General features: G+C 62.9%; 14 protein-coding genes and 3 tRNA genes. 5 read left to right on the forward strand and 12 right to left on the reverse strand.

The features are described from left to right. Positions 1 to 109: 109 nt before the first annotated feature. The 4 genes from AC5P8J_RS01200 to AC5P8J_RS01215 all read left to right on the forward strand — a co-directional run bounded on the left by AC5P8J_RS01200 (position 110) and on the right by AC5P8J_RS01215 (position 1,801). Positions 110 to 679, forward strand: coding sequence for a peroxiredoxin family protein (locus AC5P8J_RS01200; protein ID WP_111097907.1), 570 nt, complete (start codon positions 110 to 112; stop codon positions 677 to 679). Between the two features lie 110 nt (positions 680 to 789). Continuing rightward, positions 790 to 981, forward strand: coding sequence for a hypothetical protein (locus AC5P8J_RS01205; RefSeq protein WP_019659007.1), 192 nt, complete (start codon positions 790 to 792; stop codon positions 979 to 981). 63 nt (positions 982 to 1,044) lie between these two features. Further along, a complete protein-coding gene (locus tag AC5P8J_RS01210; RefSeq protein ID WP_019659008.1) occupies positions 1,045 to 1,236 on the forward strand; it encodes a hypothetical protein in 192 nt (63 codons plus the stop codon). A 232-nt stretch (positions 1,237 to 1,468) separates the two neighbouring features. After that, the gene (locus AC5P8J_RS01215; protein ID WP_021203592.1) at positions 1,469 to 1,801 is read left to right on the forward strand and encodes a hypothetical protein; all 333 of its coding nucleotides are present in this window, start codon (positions 1,469 to 1,471) and stop codon (positions 1,799 to 1,801) included. 96 nt (positions 1,802 to 1,897) lie between these two features. Here AC5P8J_RS01215 and AC5P8J_RS01220 read toward each other — a convergent pair. The 3 genes from AC5P8J_RS01220 to uvrB form a co-directional block, all read right to left on the reverse strand. Next, positions 1,898 to 1,972, reverse strand: a tRNA-Val gene (locus AC5P8J_RS01220). 98 nt (positions 1,973 to 2,070) lie between these two features. Next, positions 2,071 to 2,145, reverse strand: a tRNA-Val gene (locus AC5P8J_RS01225). A gap of 107 nt (positions 2,146 to 2,252) precedes the next feature. Continuing rightward, positions 2,253 to 4,277: an excinuclease ABC subunit UvrB gene (gene uvrB / locus AC5P8J_RS01230; RefSeq protein ID WP_021203591.1), complete on the reverse strand. Its 2,025-nt coding sequence runs from the start codon at positions 4,275 to 4,277 to the stop codon at positions 2,253 to 2,255. Positions 4,278 to 4,406: 129 nt separating this feature from the next. On the opposite strand from uvrB, the gene AC5P8J_RS01235 reads away from it, so the two are divergent. Further along, positions 4,407 to 4,943 (forward strand): GspH/FimT family protein, encoded by a 537-nt coding sequence (locus tag AC5P8J_RS01235; protein ID WP_495216578.1) that lies wholly within the window; start codon positions 4,407 to 4,409, stop codon positions 4,941 to 4,943. Positions 4,944 to 4,991: 48 nt separating this feature from the next. Here the strand turns inward: AC5P8J_RS01235 and AC5P8J_RS01240 are convergent. The 9 genes from AC5P8J_RS01240 to AC5P8J_RS01280 form a co-directional block, all read right to left on the reverse strand. Beyond that, a tRNA-Asn gene (locus tag AC5P8J_RS01240) sits at positions 4,992 to 5,068 on the reverse strand. A 78-nt stretch (positions 5,069 to 5,146) separates the two neighbouring features. Further along, positions 5,147 to 5,569 carry a type IV pilin protein gene (locus AC5P8J_RS01245; RefSeq protein ID WP_019659012.1) on the reverse strand — a complete coding sequence of 141 codons (423 nt, stop codon included), beginning with the start codon at positions 5,567 to 5,569 and terminating at the stop codon, positions 5,147 to 5,149. A 38-nt stretch (positions 5,570 to 5,607) separates the two neighbouring features. Further along, on the reverse strand, positions 5,608 to 9,357 hold the full coding sequence (locus tag AC5P8J_RS01250) for a pilus assembly protein (protein ID WP_021203589.1): 3,750 nt from the start codon (positions 9,355 to 9,357) through the stop codon (positions 5,608 to 5,610). Between the two features lie 11 nt (positions 9,358 to 9,368). Then, a complete protein-coding gene (locus AC5P8J_RS01255) occupies positions 9,369 to 9,887 on the reverse strand; it encodes a PilX N-terminal domain-containing pilus assembly protein (protein ID WP_021203588.1) in 519 nt (172 codons plus the stop codon). 2 nt (positions 9,888 to 9,889) lie between these two features. Further along, positions 9,890 to 11,050, reverse strand: a complete 1,161-nt coding sequence (locus tag AC5P8J_RS01260) for a PilW family protein (RefSeq protein ID WP_021203587.1) — start codon at positions 11,048 to 11,050, stop codon at positions 9,890 to 9,892. A gap of 2 nt (positions 11,051 to 11,052) precedes the next feature. After that, positions 11,053 to 11,526, reverse strand: a complete 474-nt coding sequence (gene pilV / locus AC5P8J_RS01265) for a type IV pilus modification protein PilV (protein ID WP_021203586.1) — start codon at positions 11,524 to 11,526, stop codon at positions 11,053 to 11,055. Next, positions 11,523 to 12,038, reverse strand: a complete 516-nt coding sequence (locus AC5P8J_RS01270; protein WP_021203585.1) for a GspH/FimT family pseudopilin — start codon at positions 12,036 to 12,038, stop codon at positions 11,523 to 11,525. The genes pilV and AC5P8J_RS01270 overlap by 4 nt, the downstream gene beginning before the upstream one ends. 161 nt (positions 12,039 to 12,199) lie before the next feature. Further along, complete coding sequence (ppnN, locus tag AC5P8J_RS01275; protein ID WP_019659018.1) at positions 12,200 to 13,588, reverse strand: nucleotide 5'-monophosphate nucleosidase PpnN; 1,389 nt, start codon at positions 13,586 to 13,588, stop codon at positions 12,200 to 12,202. A 252-nt stretch (positions 13,589 to 13,840) separates the two neighbouring features. After that, a complete protein-coding gene (locus AC5P8J_RS01280) occupies positions 13,841 to 17,062 on the reverse strand; it encodes a TonB-dependent receptor (protein ID WP_021203584.1) in 3,222 nt (1,073 codons plus the stop codon). Positions 17,063 to 17,138 lie beyond the last annotated feature (76 nt).

Below are 17,138 nucleotides of genomic sequence, written 5' to 3' on the forward strand. Positions count from 1 at the left end.
CTGAGAGTGGTAGGGACGCGCACGCCACGGCGACGCGCGGAACGTCTGCTTAACAACTCGCGCCGCAGTTCGGGTATGTTCCGGACAACGCTGCGTTCAAGGATGATCAATGCTCAAGCGCGCCCTGGTTCCTGTTGCTGCCCTGCTGCTGTCGGCGTTGATCATCGCGCTGGGATGGCAGAACCGCCAGTTGCGGCAGATCAACGAGCAGATGGCCGCCCAGCTGCAGGCCATGCAGCATGAGGCGCATGGCCTGGCGCTGGGCACGCGTGCCGATGCGTTGGCATTGAAAACCACCCAGCGCACCCGGGTGATGATCGGCGGCGAACGCAGCACTGCCCAGATCCTGTACTTCTTTTCCACCGCCTGCCGCTATTGCCTGGCCTCGATGCCGCAGCTGCAGCAGATTGCTGGCGGACGTGGCACCAGCGAGCTGGTCGGCGTGGGGCTTCCTCCCTACGATGAACTGGCCGACTACGCCGGCAAGCACGATCTGCGCTTCCCGATTGCCATCGACAGCGACGGCGATGCCGCCAGACGCTACCGCGCCACGGTCACACCGATGCTGGTGGTGCTGGCTGCAGATGGCAGCGTGGCCTACAAACACGTCGGCCAGCTCGATGAGCAGGTCGTGCAGGCCGCCATGAAGTCGCTGGCGCCTCGCCTTGCATTGCACTGAGGCGCCACGCGCCCGATCCGCGCGCCCGTCCTCGCCACCAGATTCGCGCCACAACCGGCACTCCGGTGCCTTCGGCAACTGCAACACCAACGCCAACCAAGGAGATACACATGATCGGAAAGAAGGTCCTTTCGTCCGTCGCCGGTATCGTCGTTGTCGCCGCGCTGTCGTTCGGCGCGTCCCAGGCCTTTGCGAAGCCAACCAAGGCTGGCTTCGCGCCGGGCTGCACCTACACGCCGGGCTGCGTTTTCGGCGGCAACGGGACAATCGGTGGTACCCGCATCTGCTGCCAGCCGAACTGACCTGTGCAAGGCCGTCCCGCAAACGGCCTACACCGTGCATTTCCACACCTGAAGGAGCCACGCATGATCGGTAAGAAGAAGCTGTTCTCGTCTGTCGCCGGTATCGTCGTTGTCGCGGCCATGGCCTTCGGCACCAGCCAGGCCTTTGCCGTTGCGCCCAAGACCGGCTATGCGCCCGGTTGCGAGCCGCATCCGAGCTGCCCGTTCGGCAACTCCGGCAAGCCTGGCCAGGTGCTGTGCTGTGATCCGCTGTAATCGAAGCCAAGCTGCGGGTCGCCAGCGCTGACCCAGCGCAGCGGTGTTGATCGGCGCCCACCCGCATTGGGCATCGCGCCGGGCCGTCTCTTGGGGCGGCCCGGCACTTCCGGCCCCGGATTCATCCTTCCCCGGACGCCTTGGCGCGCGCTTTACCGGCTTTCGTCGCATACCGGTTTCACACCGCAGGGGGCAGTGCCACGCTGGACTCCCTTCTCCGGAGCACCGTGCCATGCCGATGCTTGCCCTGCTGCTGTTGTGCGCTGGCCTGTTCGGCCGCGATACCGACGCCGGGGATGCTTCCCTGCGCAGCCAGATCCTGCAGGCCGAGGCTGGGCAGGCAGGAGCATCTCCAATGCCGGATGAGAAAGCAGACCCGGCCACCCTTCAGCTTTACCGGCTGCGCCAGGATCGCGTGCTGCGCGTGGGCAACCAGCCCCTGCGGGCGGACACCCCGCAGCAGCGCACCGGCTCGGCACGCGTTGCGCAGGTCTGGGAACGCGTGGACGGGCATTGGCGGCTGCAGCGCATGATCAGCATCGACGAATGGGTGGCCCAACGCTGACCGCTGGCTGCAGCCCACTGGCGCAAACGAAAAAAGCCGGCCCGGGGCCGGCTTTCATTCTGATCCACCGTTGCACCGGCAGTGCCGGGAGCCAGGTGGTGGGCGGTACAGGGTTCGAACCTGTGACCCCTACCATGTCAAGGTAGTGCTCTACCGCTGAGCTAACCGCCCATCTTGTTCTTGCCGCCCGAAAGCTGGCCTTGCTACGTAAAAACCCGGCGCCAAGGCCGGGCTTTGCATTTCACGACAGCCCTCTTCCGAGGACTTCGTGGTGGGCGGTACAGGGTTCGAACCTGTGACCCCTACCATGTCAAGGTAGTGCTCTACCGCTGAGCTAACCGCCCGTTTTTGCTTCTGAACGTTCGCGATTGCGTCGGTGCAGGCCGCGTATATTACGTATGCCCGCCGTGAAGTGCAATACTTTCGTGAAGAAGATGCTGCACTGCCGCGTTCAGCCCAGACTCGCCTCCTTCAGCTGCCTGATCTGGTCGCGCACGCGGGCCGCGTCCTCGAATTCGAGGTCCTTCGCATGCTGGTACATCTGCTGTTCCAGCGCCTTGAGACGGGACGCCAGCTGGGCCGGGCTGAGCGAGCGATAGTCGCCCCCGTCCTCGGCCACGCCAGGCCTGCCCTTGCCCTTGCCCTTCTTCGCTTCCTTCTCTGCCGCATCCGAACGCGCGCCTTCCAGCACGTCGACGATCGGGCGCGCCACCGAGCGCGGCACGATGCCATGTTCCTCGTTGTACTCGACCTGTTTGGCACGACGGCGGTCGGTCTCATCGATCGCGGCCTGCATCGAACGGGTGATCTTGTCCGCATACAGGATCGCCTTGCCACGCACGTTGCGCGCGGCACGGCCGATGGTCTGGATCAGCGAACCGGTGGAACGCAGGAAGCCCTCCTTGTCGGCATCAAGGATCGCCACCAGCGATACCTCGGGCATGTCCAGGCCTTCGCGCAGCAGGTTGATGCCGACCAGCACGTCGAACTTGCCCAGCCGCAGGTCGCGGATGATCTCCACGCGCTCGACCGTGTCCACGTCCGAGTGCAGGTAGCGCACGCGGATACCATGTTCGGTGAGGTATTCCGTGAGATTCTCGGCCATGCGCTTGGTCAGCGTGGTGACCAGCACGCGGTCGCCCGCCTTGATGCGCGCGTTGGCCTCGCTCATCAGGTCGTCGACCTGGGTACCGACCGGGCGGATCTCCACCACCGGGTCGATCAGGCCGGTCGGGCGCACCACCAGTTCGGTGATCTCGTCACCGGCTTCACGCAGTTCATAGGGCCCGGGCGTGGCCGACACGTAGATGCTGCGCGGGCAGCGCTCCTCCCACTCCTCGAAGCGCAGCGGGCGGTTGTCCAGCGCCGACGGCAGGCGGAAACCGAATTCGACCAGGGTCTCCTTGCGCGAGCGGTCGCCCTTGAACATGGCGCCGATCTGCGGAATGGTCACGTGCGATTCGTCGATCACCAGCAGTGCATCCGGCGGCAGGTAATCGAACAGGGTCGGTGGCGGCTCGCCGGCATTCTTGCCGGTCAGATGCCGGGAGTAGTTCTCGATGCCGTTGCAGTAGCCAACCTCGGCCATCATTTCCAGGTCAAACTGGGTGCGCTGGGCCAGGCGCTGCGCCTCCACCAGCTTGTTCTGCGCGTACAGCTGCTCCAGCCGCTCCTTCAGCTCCACCTTGATCGTCTCGATCGCTGCCAGCACGCGCTCGCGCGTGGTCGCGTAGTGTGTCTTCGGATAAACAGTGAAACGCTGCATGTTGCGCAGCGTCTCGCCGGTCAGCGGGTCGAACAGGGTGATCTTCTCGACCTCGCCATCGAACAGTTCAAGGCGCAGTGCTTCGCTGTCCGACTCGGCCGGGAACACGTCGATCACTTCGCCACGCACGCGGAACGTACCGCGCTGCAGCTCGTACTCGTTGCGCGTGTACTGCAGCTGGGTGAGGTGATTGATCAGGTCGCGCTGGTCGATGCGCTCGCCCTTGGACAGGATCAGGCGCAGCGACAGATAGTCCTCGGGTGCACCCAGGCCATAGATCGCCGACACCGTGGCCACCACGATCGCATCCGGGCGCGACAGCAGGGTCTTGGTCGCCGCCAGCCGCATCTGCTCGATGTGCTCGTTGATCGAACTGTCCTTTTCGATGAAGGTGTCCGACGACGGCACGTAGGCTTCCGGCTGGTAGTAATCGTAGTAGCTGACGAAGTACTCCACCGCGTTGTGCGGGAAGAATGCCTTGAACTCACCGTACAGCTGCGCCGCCAGCGTCTTGTTCGGCGCCATGATCAGCGTCGGCTTCTGCACGTTCTGGATGACGTTGGCGATGGTGTAGGTCTTGCCCGAACCGGTGACGCCCAGCAGGGTCTGCTTGGCGATGCCCGCTTCGAAGTTGCTGGTCAGCTTTGCGATGGCATCAGGCTGGTCGCCTGCCGGCGAATACGGCGAGACGAGTTCAAAACGGTCGCTCATGGTGTTGCCAGTTCCCGGGAAGGGTGAGTATACGGGGCAAGCGGTGACGGCCAGCTGAGGGGTTTCCGGGCAGGCGGGCGCGGCAGTGCCTGATGGCGCCGGCGACGCTGGACGAGGGAGGCTGGACTCATGCGCCACTGCCCAATCCCCAACCCTACGGCGCCGCGAGGCATGCACCTGGTCGAACTGATGGCGGTGGTGGCGGTGTTGGCCGTGCTGCTGGCCGCCGGATGGCCCACCCTGCATTCGATGCTGTTGCGGCAGCGTGCGGACGCCACCCGTATCAACCTGCAGTCCGGACTCGCTGCTGCGCGCTACCAGGCGATCATGCGCCGAAACTTGATCGGCATCTGCGCAAGTACCGATGGCCACCACTGCGGCGACGACTGGAGCCAGGGGTGGGTCATCTACAGGACAAGCGGCCGGCGCGCCCCCCCCTCTTCTGCCGACGCTATTCTGATGCACCAGGCAGGCTTTCCGAACATCAGGATCCGGGGAACCACCAGCAGTGGCCGGCCGCAGCTTTACTTCCAACCGGATGGCCGCAGCCCTGGAGCCAATCTGACGCTGCGCATCTGCGCGGACGGCCGTGAGCACTCCCGGATAATCGCCAGCAACAGCGGGCGCGTCCGATCAACACGGACCAGGACCGATCGACCCTGCTGATAACAAAAAAGGCCTGCGGATGACCGCAAGCCTTTGATGCGTATAACCTGGCGCCCGAAGTTGGACTCGAACCAACGACCCCCTGATTAACAGTCAAGTGCTCTAACCGGCTGAGCTATTCGGGCGGGGAGGCGCATTGTAATCACCTCGATCAGAGAGTGCAACACTCCTGCCCACGACGCCCGCCGGCGCGCTTTTCCACATCACCAGCATTCGGACAGCGTGCCCTTGGATGTCTTCACATTGGCCTGGTTGAGGGACAGGTCACCACACTTGTCTTCGGCCTGAGCATTGGCAGCCGTCGCCGTAAACGTAAACGTCGATTGCGCGGTTTCCATGGACAAGGTGTAGGCCGCAGTGCCGCCCTCGCGTGGTGAGTTGATGGAATCAGCTCCGCCCGGGAAGGTGAAGCCCACATAGGTGTTGTTGATGGTGTGGTAGCGCTCGGCCAGCTGCGCATACTCCACCAGATCGGCCTTGGCCTGCGCACGCCGCGACTTTCGCACATGCTCACTGTAGTTCGGGTACGCGATCGCAGCGAGGATCGCCACGACTGCCACCACGATCATCAGTTCAATGAGAGTGAATCCGCGGGCCAGGCGGCCAGGGGCGAACGTCGTGTGCATTGCAGCAACTCCATTGATCGACGAAACACGGACACTACTCACTGGATCTGCCTCCACGACTGGCGACCACACGGGTAAGGCAAGTACATCGGTTTTGCACCTGCCACCGAAATCTGCATCAGGCAGGCCTCGCCCGGCGGCGTCGGTGGAGGAGTCCCTGGTTCACCCGGATCCGGCGGCGCAAGGCGAGGGACAACAGAGGTCGTGACATCCCTGACCGGTGCGTTGCCGCCCGTTTCCAGGGGTACACCGGCCGTACCTGCCCCCGGCGACGTGCCGTCCGGTGCACCGAAGCGCACCTGCGACATTGCCGCTTCGCCACTGCCGGCCTGCAGGCCAAACACCCAGTTCGCGCCATCCACCGAGCAGCCCTTGGCCTCGGACGGGATATAGGTGGGCATGAACACCACTCCGGAAACGATGCGCGGATTGCCGACCGCACGCTCCTTGTTGGACAGCGTTACGGTCCAGCCGCGGCTTAGCGCCGGAACAGTGCCCGGAAGCAGGGTGCGAACGCCATTCTCAAATTGCGCCGCGAACGGGCGCAGATTGGCCGACGTCAGCGTAGCACTGGGCTGCCCGGTTTCAACGTCATTGATGCCATACAGCGCCTGCACCGCAGCGTCGTTCTCATCGCCGTAGTACGAGAAGCTGCCGGTGCCGAAGATCAGCATCACGCCACCGGATGGGCCTGTGGTTACCGTCAAGCCGCCGGTGATGGGTTGGCGATAGGTTCGCTTGTCACTGCGATCGACATGGGTATCGGTGGTGAACAGCGGAACCGTCGGTGCCGCGTCCGCACGCAGGTCGAACTTCCAGACCGCTCCGCGCTTGTCAGCACCATAGACGGTATCAGCAAGACCATCGCGGACCCGTTCGTTCTGTCCAGCCCCACCCCAACGATCCACCACCACAATGTTGCCCAGCCCATTGCTGCCGGCAGGCAGATCCGTACCCGACTCGACCGCCTCGATCATGCGGATGGTCGGCGTATTGCCAGCCGCCATGTCGACCACGAACAACACGGCTTTTCCGCTCTCGCTTTCATAGCCATTGCCAAAGATCGCCCGGAAGCCCACCGAGCCGTCAGAGTTCTTCATCGGCACGATCACCGGCTTGCCCAGCACGTAGCCGATATTGCTCCTTACGTCCTCATCCAGCGAGGCGTTGAGATCACTGATCTCCCACAGCAGCGAGCCGGTGCCACCGAACTCGGCAGGATCGGACACATCCAGCGCGAACACGCTGCGCCCACCGGCACCCGCCGTGCCGACCAGCGAGGTCGTCCAGCTTCCGCCGCTGTAGGTATCACTGATCGTCACCGGGCCATCGACATAGTAGCGATGCTGGAAGCGCTGGACGTTCTGGTTGGTGGGATCGTTGGGCAGCAACAGATTGCCCATATGACCCAACGATGTGGATGGGATATAGGCAAACAGCTCCTTGCCACCATCGCTGTCCATCTCGCCATCCGCGCCCATGCCGCCATCAAAGGCGTGCAGCATCCCGTCGTTGGCAGCCGCGTAGACCATGTAGCGTCGGTCATTGCGCTTGGTGACCATATAGTCGGCATAACTGGTGCCCATCGCGCCTGGCAGGCGACGGAAGCCGTAGTCATCCAGCGGCGAACTCAGGGCCGGCGTAGAGGTGATGATGTCCCCAAGCACTGTGGTACGGTCGCGCAGCTTGCCGCCGCTGCGCTTTTCGTTGGTTGTGTCTCCACGCAGGTACGCAACGGCGGTAGCCGAATTAGTGGCGAGCCCTTCGAGTTCCGAGGCACTGCAGATCAGCATGCCCGGATACATCACACTGGACTTGTCGCACAGGTTGGCCAGGCTGACATTACTGCCGGTGAAATCAACCAGTTCACCGTTGCGCCAGAAGCGGATGCGGCGCGATGCGGCCGCTGGCATCTTCGCCGACGCTTCCCATGCCTCCTCCGAGACAATCCCGCGCGTAGATTCGTCCACTTTCAGCGAGTAGGCATGCAGCCTGCCGTACCAGTCGGTGCCGTTGTTGGTCGCCTCGTAGAACGGCTCCACCGACAGCGAGCCCACGCCGATACGAGCCCCCGTCAACGAACGCGAGCCGGACGGCGTGGCCCCCTGGGCAACATTGCTGATGATCCGGCGCATGGCAGCGGTGATTTCGCCCGGGCGCGTGGCGTTGACCATCTCGCCGCGGGTGTCATACACCGCGTTCCACAGCTCGTCGACCGCTTCCGGCTTGAGATCCTGCGTCGTGGTCGGGAAATTGGGCTTGACAACATACGGATCTGGGCTGAGCACCCAGGGCCTCTTCGGGTCCGGAAGGTACTTGACGCCGAACTCTTTGCCCTGAGTACCCAGCGTCACACCGTAGAAGTTCATGTGCAGTTTCTTGTTGCAGTCCAATGACGGGTCCGGACTGGAACTGCTGCACTCTGCAGGAACCGGCACAGAGCCGTTATCAAGGTCTTCGACTAGTGGGCCCTTGTAGTAGGGCGCCACCAGGTCCTTCATCAGAGTCTTGTTGCCGCTTTCATTGATATACCCATCAGTGAACAGCATGCCCGCATTCTTCTGGCAGGCCAATAGCACTGGCGCGCCGTCATCCGTGCGCTGGAACTGCTGGCCAAGGTAGTCTGCGGCAGAACGGTTAGGCGTGGAACCACTGGCTCGCATTCTGCTCATGATGTCGTAAAGCAACTTCGACTTTTCGGTCTCGTCGGTCATGTTGTGCATCTTGACCTGCTCACGATCATTGATTCGGAACCAGCCCACGCGCAGGTTCGTAGTGCCATGCAGCGCATTGGTGGCCGCACCGATCAACGCTTCGCGACGGGTCCGATACAGGCTGAACCAGTTGGCGAAGTTCTGCATCGCCTTGTTGTACTTGGCCTGGTCCTTGTTGAAGTTATCCAGCTTGATCTCATACCTGTAGAGCGTACCCGGACGCCCGCCAACGGGGTTGGTCACCGCCACCGGGGATGCGGTATAGCCGTAATCGGCCGGCAACGAGGCCGGGTTTTCCAGGTAGAACGTGGCTGGATAGAACACCATTGCGGCACTGCAGCTTCTGCTCAGCGTCACCTTCTGATTCAGCACAGCGAAGCCGTCCTTCACACTGCTGTTCCGGCTGGTAATATCGCTGCATCGATTGTTTTCAATCCTCGTATCTTTCGGCAGTTCCATACCGCTATAGAACTGAAAACGCCAGTTTGCGGCTTTTCCGCTCACAACAATGGACGTCATTGTCGAATTGGCAGCGAGATTAAGGATGCCGGTCTTCTTGCCGTCTGGCGTACCCGGTCGCGGATCCAGGGGCGCTGCGGCCGGATCAATCGGAACACTTGGGAAATTGGCAGCCGAACCCGTAAGCCCGGTTTTCCAGGAATCATAGGTCTCGCGAGGATCAAAGTAGGAGCCGTTGACATCCGGAGATCGCACAAAGCCATAGGCATCCAATGGCGGAACTGCCAGATTTGAATCTCGGCCGTAGCTGGGGAAAACATAGTGATACATGTTCCCGGAATCAACATAGCCGTACGCCACATTGCCACTGTAGAAGCTCGTCCCGCTCCAGCGATAGACACCGTCGCGGGTATTGTTCAGCACCTCCCACAGCATCGAGCCGGAATCATCCAGCGCCATCAGGAATGCCGGTGCCGTCTGCACCTGGATGTTCAGCGGCGCCTGCGCCAGCGTACCCTGGCCCTGGGCCGCCATCAGGGTATAGATGAAGTAGCCCCCACCCAGCGCCAGTGCGGCGCCACCTGCGGCCATGAAGCGGAATTTGCGCGAAGCCATGGCCTGCGTCCTCAGAGTTTGAATACGGTATCGATGACCACTGCGGACGAGCTGGCATCCGCATCGTCAGTGGCAAATCCGGTGATCTGGTAGATCGGTGTGATGTCTTCCAGTGGCCGCCCCATCTCCAGCGCCGATTCACCAATGACGCAACTGTCGATCTGCCTTACGTTGACGGCAGGGCGAGTATCGTCGCGGCGCTCCACGGCCCAATCGGCCGGGTCGAATCCGTCATCGCAGACCCGCGACACATCGCTGGCCTGTACCAGGCTCTCGTCGCCGACATCCTGGCGATTGGCGATCTGTTCCACCGTGCGCTCGGCTGCACGCACCACACCTTCTGAATTCTGGAACGCCCGGTTGGCGGCTCGGTAGTTGGCTGCCATCTTCTCCTGCATGCCCGCCACCTGCATGCCAGCGATACCCAGCAATGCCAGCAGGATGAGCATGATCAACGCGACATACAACACCGCACCGCGTTGCTGGCGGGGGGCGGTGACGGGTCTGAATGAACGCTGGAAATGGGGCATGATCAGTTTCCGAACAAGCGATTGCGCAGGGCAATCGACACTTCATAACTGGACCGGTAGCGACCGTCGGGCTTGTCACTGTTGGTGAACTCAACGCCGAGCACCGATAGCGCATTGGCCGATTGGGCCGAGGACGACGGCGATGGGCTGCGCGCCAGCAATCCAACCTGCACCTGCCCCACGCGCAACCACTGTGCAGCACCCTCGGCATTGGCATCCGTGCTGACCCCGCCGGCTGCGTCGAGCTGGGTGATGTTGCCGGCCGGCGGAGTGCTGATACTGATGTTGGCAGTGTTGTCCAGGCCGTACATCAGCTGCAGGCTTTCGATGCCTTCCACCAACTCTTCATTGATCGTGTATTCCCCATCGCTGTCGGCGCGCGCTCGCCGCAGGCCAGGCTGTTTCGTCTCCGGATTGATACCCACGTAATAGACCATCGACTCGGCGCGATAGAGCATCGTCTGCCCGGTTGGCTGGGCCACGTAGCGCGACAGGTCCAGCGAGGTCGCAGTCACCCGCGCAGCGCTCAACGTGCCTGCGAACACATCGGCATGCCCACAGTCAGCGATGCCGAACAGAGTGGGCGTGCTGATGCCATCGCTGGTCAGGCGCGCGACGTGGTCACTGTCCACGTCCAGGAGTGCATCGCCGCCATCGGAAGAGATCGCCGTGACCGGCACCCCCATGGGGGCGAAGAACCGGAGCAACAGCACATCGCTGCCGCCGGCCGGTGCCGGGCTCAATCCGGCGATCGCAGCCGGCAGGCCCTGGGGCGCCGACCAGTCCGCGCCCAGCGCCAGACTGCCACCGGGAGCCGTGTCGGGAGCGTCGAAGCCCTGGATGGAAACACTGAAATCCAACGGACTGCCATCGCCGGAGGTCGCACCGAGATGCGATACCGGGTCTCCCTGGTTCTTTACTACATGGGCCTGGTCGTTGACGCAGCCCATGTGCCCGGCCATCCGGATGTCCCGCTCCAGGAAGTCCAACGCGAATCGTGCATTTTCCTGGACGCGGGAGGCCCCCTCAGACAGGCGCGAAGCCGTCTGTGAGGCAATGAACACCTGGACCACGCCCAGCATCAACACCAAGCTGATCACCAGCGCAACCATCAGTTCGACCAGCGATAGACCAGCCATGGAGGTACGATGTTTCATGGTCATGCTCACAGTTCCGTCGCCAGCGCGAAGGTAGTGGCCTTGTCCGGATCATCCGGATCCCAGCGCTGGTCGCCCCAGGTGATCGCGACGTTCACCACGCCCCCCTTGTAGGTCACCTCGGCACCGGCATCGTCACCCAGCGCCTTCACAACCTGGCATTGCCAACGTTCAATTTTTGCAGCAATAGCGACGTCGCCGGTGTCGGCCGTGCACGCCTTCTCTGCGGTTTTGCTGCCTGCCTCAAACGACGCGGCGGTGTACCATGCCGCTTGATAGCGGTTGCTGCGCATCTGCTCGGTCAGGTCGTAGGCGAGATTGGTTGCCTGGGTACGATAGTTGGCGCTCTGTACGAAGCGGACGTTCATGGTCTGCAGCAGGGCGAATCCCAGCAGGCCGAATGCCAGAACGATAATTGCAACCAGCACTTCCAGCAGAGTGAAGCCGCCCGCTTGGCGTGCGCGGATGGAACGCGGGTTCATGAGCAGGTTTCCTTGCTGCTGCGGATCTGCCCAGAGGCATTTACCGTAAGAGTGCGTTTGTCCAGTGCGCCCTTGCTGCACACATCCGGCTCCAGCTGGATCGACTGATCGCTGGCGGCCCTGCGGCGCCCCCGCCCATCGAAGGCGATCTCTTCCGACGGCCCACTCAGCTGCAGCTTGGGGCTGCCGCTGACGAACCGCAGTACGGTTTCCTCGGAGGACATCGTGCCATCACCATCGGTGTCAGTGAAGGCCAGCATGCCGGCAGACCAGTTACCGTCACAGCTCGCGCCGTCGCTGCTGCCACACACGCCACCGCCGCGGTTGCTGCGAATTGCCTCGCTCCGCGCCAGGCTGAGCAGGCCCAGGACTTCATTGTTTGCCGACGCAACCCGATTGGAGCGGAGAGTGCCCTGGAAGCTCGGAAAGGCGATCGCGGCCACGATCGCCAGCACGGCAACCGTGACCATCAACTCAACCAGCGTGAAGCCGTTTTGCCGGCGCAAAGACATTGGACGCTCCCCAGCGTGTTGGTGGCCACGATGGGCCATCGCCCCGTCACCGGCAAGCGGCGGCAGGATGAACGGTCAATCCGGGGCGACGGGCGTCAAAGCCTTGACGACCCGCCCTCCCCTACCCGTGCCGGCGCGATCCCCATCGCGCCGGCGCGGGTTCAGGCCAGCACCTGGTAGCAGGGCTGGTACTCGCCGGAGATCTTCATCCGGCGCTGTTCGACGAAAGCGCGCAGCAGCGCATCCAGCGCCTGCATCATGTCCGGGTCACCGTGGATCTGGAACGGCCCGAACTGCTCGATGCGGCGCATGCCGTCTTCCTTCACGTTGCCGGCGACGATGCCCGAGAACGCGCGGCGCAGGTCGGCCGCCAGCGCGTGCGGGGCACGCCCGTGGTGCAGGTCCAGCGCCGCCATCGCTTCGTGGGTGGGTACGAACGGCTGCTGGTACTCCCACGGAATCTCGATCGACCAGTTGAAGAAGAACGAGTCCTTCTGCGCCAGGCGGTGCTCGCGCACGCGCTTGATGCCGGTGGCCATCTTCTTCGCAACCGCCACCGGGTCGCCGATGATGATCTCGTAGCGCTCGGCAGCCGCATCGCCCAGGGTCAGGCGGATGAAGCGATCAATCTGCTCGAAGTACGGTGCCGCTACCGTCGGGCCGGTCAGGATCAGCGGGAACGGCAGGTCCTTGTTCTCCTCGCGCAGCAGGATGCCGAGCAGGTACAGGATCTCCTCGGCGGTACCGACGCCACCGGCGAACACGATGATGCCGTGGCCGATGCGGACGAAGGCCTCAAGGCGCTTCTCGATGTCCGGCATGATCACCAGGTGGTTGACGATCGGGTTCGGCGACTCGGCGGCGATGATGCCCGGCTCGGTCAGGCCGATGTAACGCGTCACGGTACGGCGCTGCTTGGCGTGGGCGATGGTGGCACCCTTCATCGGGCCCTTCATCGCACCCGGGCCACAGCCGGTGCAGATGTCCAGGCCGCGCAGGCCCAGTTCATAGCCCACCTGCTTGGTGTACAGGTATTCGTCGCGCGAGATCGAATGGCCGCCCCAGCACACCACCAGGTTCGGATCGCCCGGGTTGAGGATGCGCGCGTTGCGCAGCAGGCCGAACACCGCGTTGGTGATGCCCTCGGACGACTCCAGCTCGGCCGCGTAGGCCGGGCCCATTTCGATGGCCATGTAGGCCAGGTCGCGCACGACGGCGAACAGCAGTTCGGCGACACCGCGGATGATCTCGCCGTCGACGAAGGCCATCGCCGGTGCGTTGACCAGATCGATGCGCACGCCGCGATCCTGCTGCGCTACCTGGATGTCGAAATCAGGGTAGAGATCGCGCGCAGCGCGCGGATCGTCGGAGGCGCTGCCGCTGGTCAGCACGGCCAGCGCGCAGCGGCGCAGCAGCTCATGCATGCCGCCGGCGGAGGCATCGCGCAGGCGTGCCACCTCGGCCCGCGACAGCACATCCAGCCCACCGCGCGGGTAGATCCGGGCATCCTGCACCGGCAGTGCACGGGCCGATTTTTCGTTCGTGGTCATATCCAATTTTTCGCTTCCTTCAAGGTTTCCGACTGTACTGCCGCCCCCTTAAAAAGCAAAACGGCCGGGAAGCCCGACCGTTGGATGTGTGCCGCCCGCGTCCGCCATTCCGGGACCGCATCGGCGGCGTTGGCACCGCGCACATTTCTGGATGCTACGCCGTTGCCCCACGCCCTGCAAGGACTTTCGCCTGAACGGAAAACGGCCGGGTTTCCCCGGCCGTTTCCACTTACCACTTCAAGCGCTGATGGATCAGAACTTGTACTTCAGGGTCAGCTGCATCGACCAACGCGACACGGCGGTGTTGCCCTTGTCGTTGTTGTTTTCCTGCACCGACGGGTTGTCGGTCGAACCGGTGAAGGAGTACACGTACTTGCCGGTGGCCGGATCGATACCTGCGTAGTTGGCAACGCGACGGGTCGAGTAGAAGCCGTAGTCGTCGATCAGGCCCCACTTCTTGTTCAGCAGGTTGCCGACATTCATGATGTCCAGGGCGACTTCACCCTTGTGCCCCTTCATGAAGCCCGGGAATTCCTGGCTGACGCGGACATCGAAGCTGTTGACCCACGAGGCGCGGTGGCGGTTGGCCGGGACCACGCTGCCGCGGTAGGCATCGAGTTCCGGATTCTGCGCCAGCCAATCGAAGAACTGCTTCTCCATCGCGGCACCACCGGTGAACAGCACGTCGCCCGGACCCTTCGGCACGTAGAACAGGTCGTTGGTGGTGGCACCGTCGCCGTTGGCATCGTTGTAGAAGATGTAGCTGTACGGACGGCCCGAGCGACCTTCGTAGAACAGGCCCACGCGGGTGGCGTTGTCACCGAAGAAGTTGTGCTTCCACTCCAGGGTGCCGGTGACGCGGTCCTTCATCGCGTAACGCGAATTGTAGGCCACGTTCTCATTGGCGTTGAAGATGAGCGTGTTGTTCCAGTTCGAGGTGTTCTGCGAGCTGGACAGCGGGCTGACCTCGGTCGACTTGGTGTAGGTGTAACCCAGCGACCAGCCCCAGTTCTCGGTCAGCGGCTTGGCCAGCGAGAAGGTGGCCTGGGTGCCGCGACCCTTGTCGGTATTGCGCAGGACCAGAACGTCGCCGATGTCCTTCGGACGGTTGAAACGATCAACTGCATTTTTGGTACCGGTGGAGATGCCGTAGTCGACACCCTTATCGATGCGAGTGTTCGCCGAGTTGCGTCCAGCATCGTTCCAGTAGATCGCACGGCCATCCTGACCGAAGGCGGTCGGCGCCGACACGTCCAGACGGTCGAAGTAGATGCCGTCCTTGACCTTGGTGAACAGCACTTCGGCCGACGCGACGATGCCGTACCACGGCAGCTCATGGTCGAACGCCAGGTTGGCCTTCCACACCGACGGCAGGCGGGTGCCCGGCGCGATGATGTCGACGTTCTGACGGGCCGAAGCCGGGCCACCGGCCGGGATGTACGGGTTGTTGCCGTCCGGAGTGAAGGCACCGGCCGGGATGCTGCGCTCGTCGTACTCGATGTAGTTCAGGCCGGTGTTCTGGTAGGCACCTGCCAGCCACACGTTCGGGGCGGCGCCGCCGAACAGGCCCACGCCACCGCGCAGCTGGGTCGGGCGATCGCTGTCGAAGGTGTAGTTGAAGCCGACGCGCGGCTGCACCAGGTTCTTGTCGACCAGCTTGGTGTTGTTGAAGCCGTACAGCTGCTCGATGCGCGGGTTGTACAGGCGCTGGGTGCTGAAGTCAGGCATGTCGATGCGCACGCCGAACATCAGGTTCAGGTTGTAGTTGATCGCCCAGGTGTCCTGCACGAACACGCCGGTGTTCTTCAGGGTGAAGTCGGCCGGGATGTCGCTGCGGCTGCCATCGGCGCGAGGAGCACGCAGCTGGTAGCGCGAAGCCTTGCCCGCCAGGAAATCGTTGACGCTGTTGAATTCGTACACGCCGTTGAGGTTGCGGCCGTAGAAGTTCATCAGGTCATTCTTCGAGTAATCGAAGCCGAACTTGACGGTGTGGTCACCGATGTACCAGGTACCGGCACCAAAGGCGCTCAGTTCCTTCGACTCGACGATGTTGACGTGGGTGTTCTGTTCGGTACCGACGTACAGCGAATCGTTGCCCGACTTGATGCGGATCTGCGGCATGTCGACCAGCGGGACGCGGTTGGCCGAGTAATCCTTGTGCGAGACCTTGAACTCGGTCGAGAAGTTCTCGGACCAGTCACTGAACAGTTCGCCCATCCAGGTTTCGTACTCGGTGGGCTGCTGGTACCAGAAGTTGCTCAGCGAGATGGCGCTGCTGCTGACCTGCGGGAAGCGAACGACGTTCTGCTCCATCTTGTTGTAGCGCAGGGCCGCACGGTGGTTCTCGTTGATGTTCCAGTCCAGCTTGACCGCATACTCCTCGATCTCGGTCTTGCTGTTCGGCGCCGTCAGGCTGCCCGGATCGTAGCCCAGCTTGCCCAGGAAGTTCTGGACGTCGGTGATCTGCTGCTGGGTGATGGTGCCACGGCCGATCGGCGTGTCGCTCAGGGCGACGCCGGCAGCCGAGCGTTCGTACTTTTCATAGTTGGTGAAGAAGAACAGCTTGTCCTTGACGATCGGGCCGCCGAAGGTCATGCCGTAGGTCTTCTCGTCCTCGAAGCCGTTGAAGTCCTGCTTGTCACCTTCCAGGCGCGAACGGACCATGTCCTTGTCGCGGTACGAGCCGTACACGGTGCCGTGGAATTCATTGGTGCCCGACTTGGTCACGGCGTTGATCACCGCACCGGTACCACCGGCGATGGTGGTGTCGTAGTTGGCCAGGTCGATGTTGATTTCCTGGATGGCGTCCATCGACACCGGCTGACGCTCGGTCGGCAGGTTGTTGGAGCCCAGGCCGAACGGATCGGAGGCGCTGATGCCGTCGATGCGGATGGCGTTGTAACGGGTGTTCTGGCCACCGGCCGAGATCGCGCCGTCAGCCTTGCTGACCTGCGAGATGCGCGGATCCAGGCGGACGTAGTCCTGGATGTTGCGGCTGGCCGACGGCAATGCATCCATCGTTTCGCGGGTCACGTTGGTGCCGGTGCCCATCTTGTTGGCGCTGAACAGGTCCAGGCCGCCGGCAGTGGCGACAACGTTCACCGCGTCCAGGTTGGTCGCAGCCAGATCACCGCCCAGGTTGGCATTGACGGTGTTGACCTGGTTCAGGTTCAGGTAGACACCTTCTTCGGTCTTGGTGCCTTCACCGGGCTTGGTGATGGTGATGGTGTACGGACCACCCACGCGCAGGCCGCGCGCGTTGTAGCGACCCGACGCATCGGTGGTGGCACGCGAAACAGTGCCCGACTCGGTGTGCGTGATGGTGACTTCAGCGCCGGCAACAGGCTGGCCTGCGGCGGACATCACCTGGCCGCCGACACCGGCGGAGGTGCTGCTCTGGGCGAAGGCGGGAGCGGCAGCAAGTGCAGCCACGAGACCAAGGGTAAGCTTGGACATCCGGAGTGGGTGGGTCATTTTTCGGTAGCCTCGATGCGAGTTGGCGATGGCGGAAAAAAAGCGCATCCAAGCAGCCCTGCGGGTGGCTGATCGG

This window comes from Stenotrophomonas sp. YJH_SMC_37 (assembly GCF_059370035.1).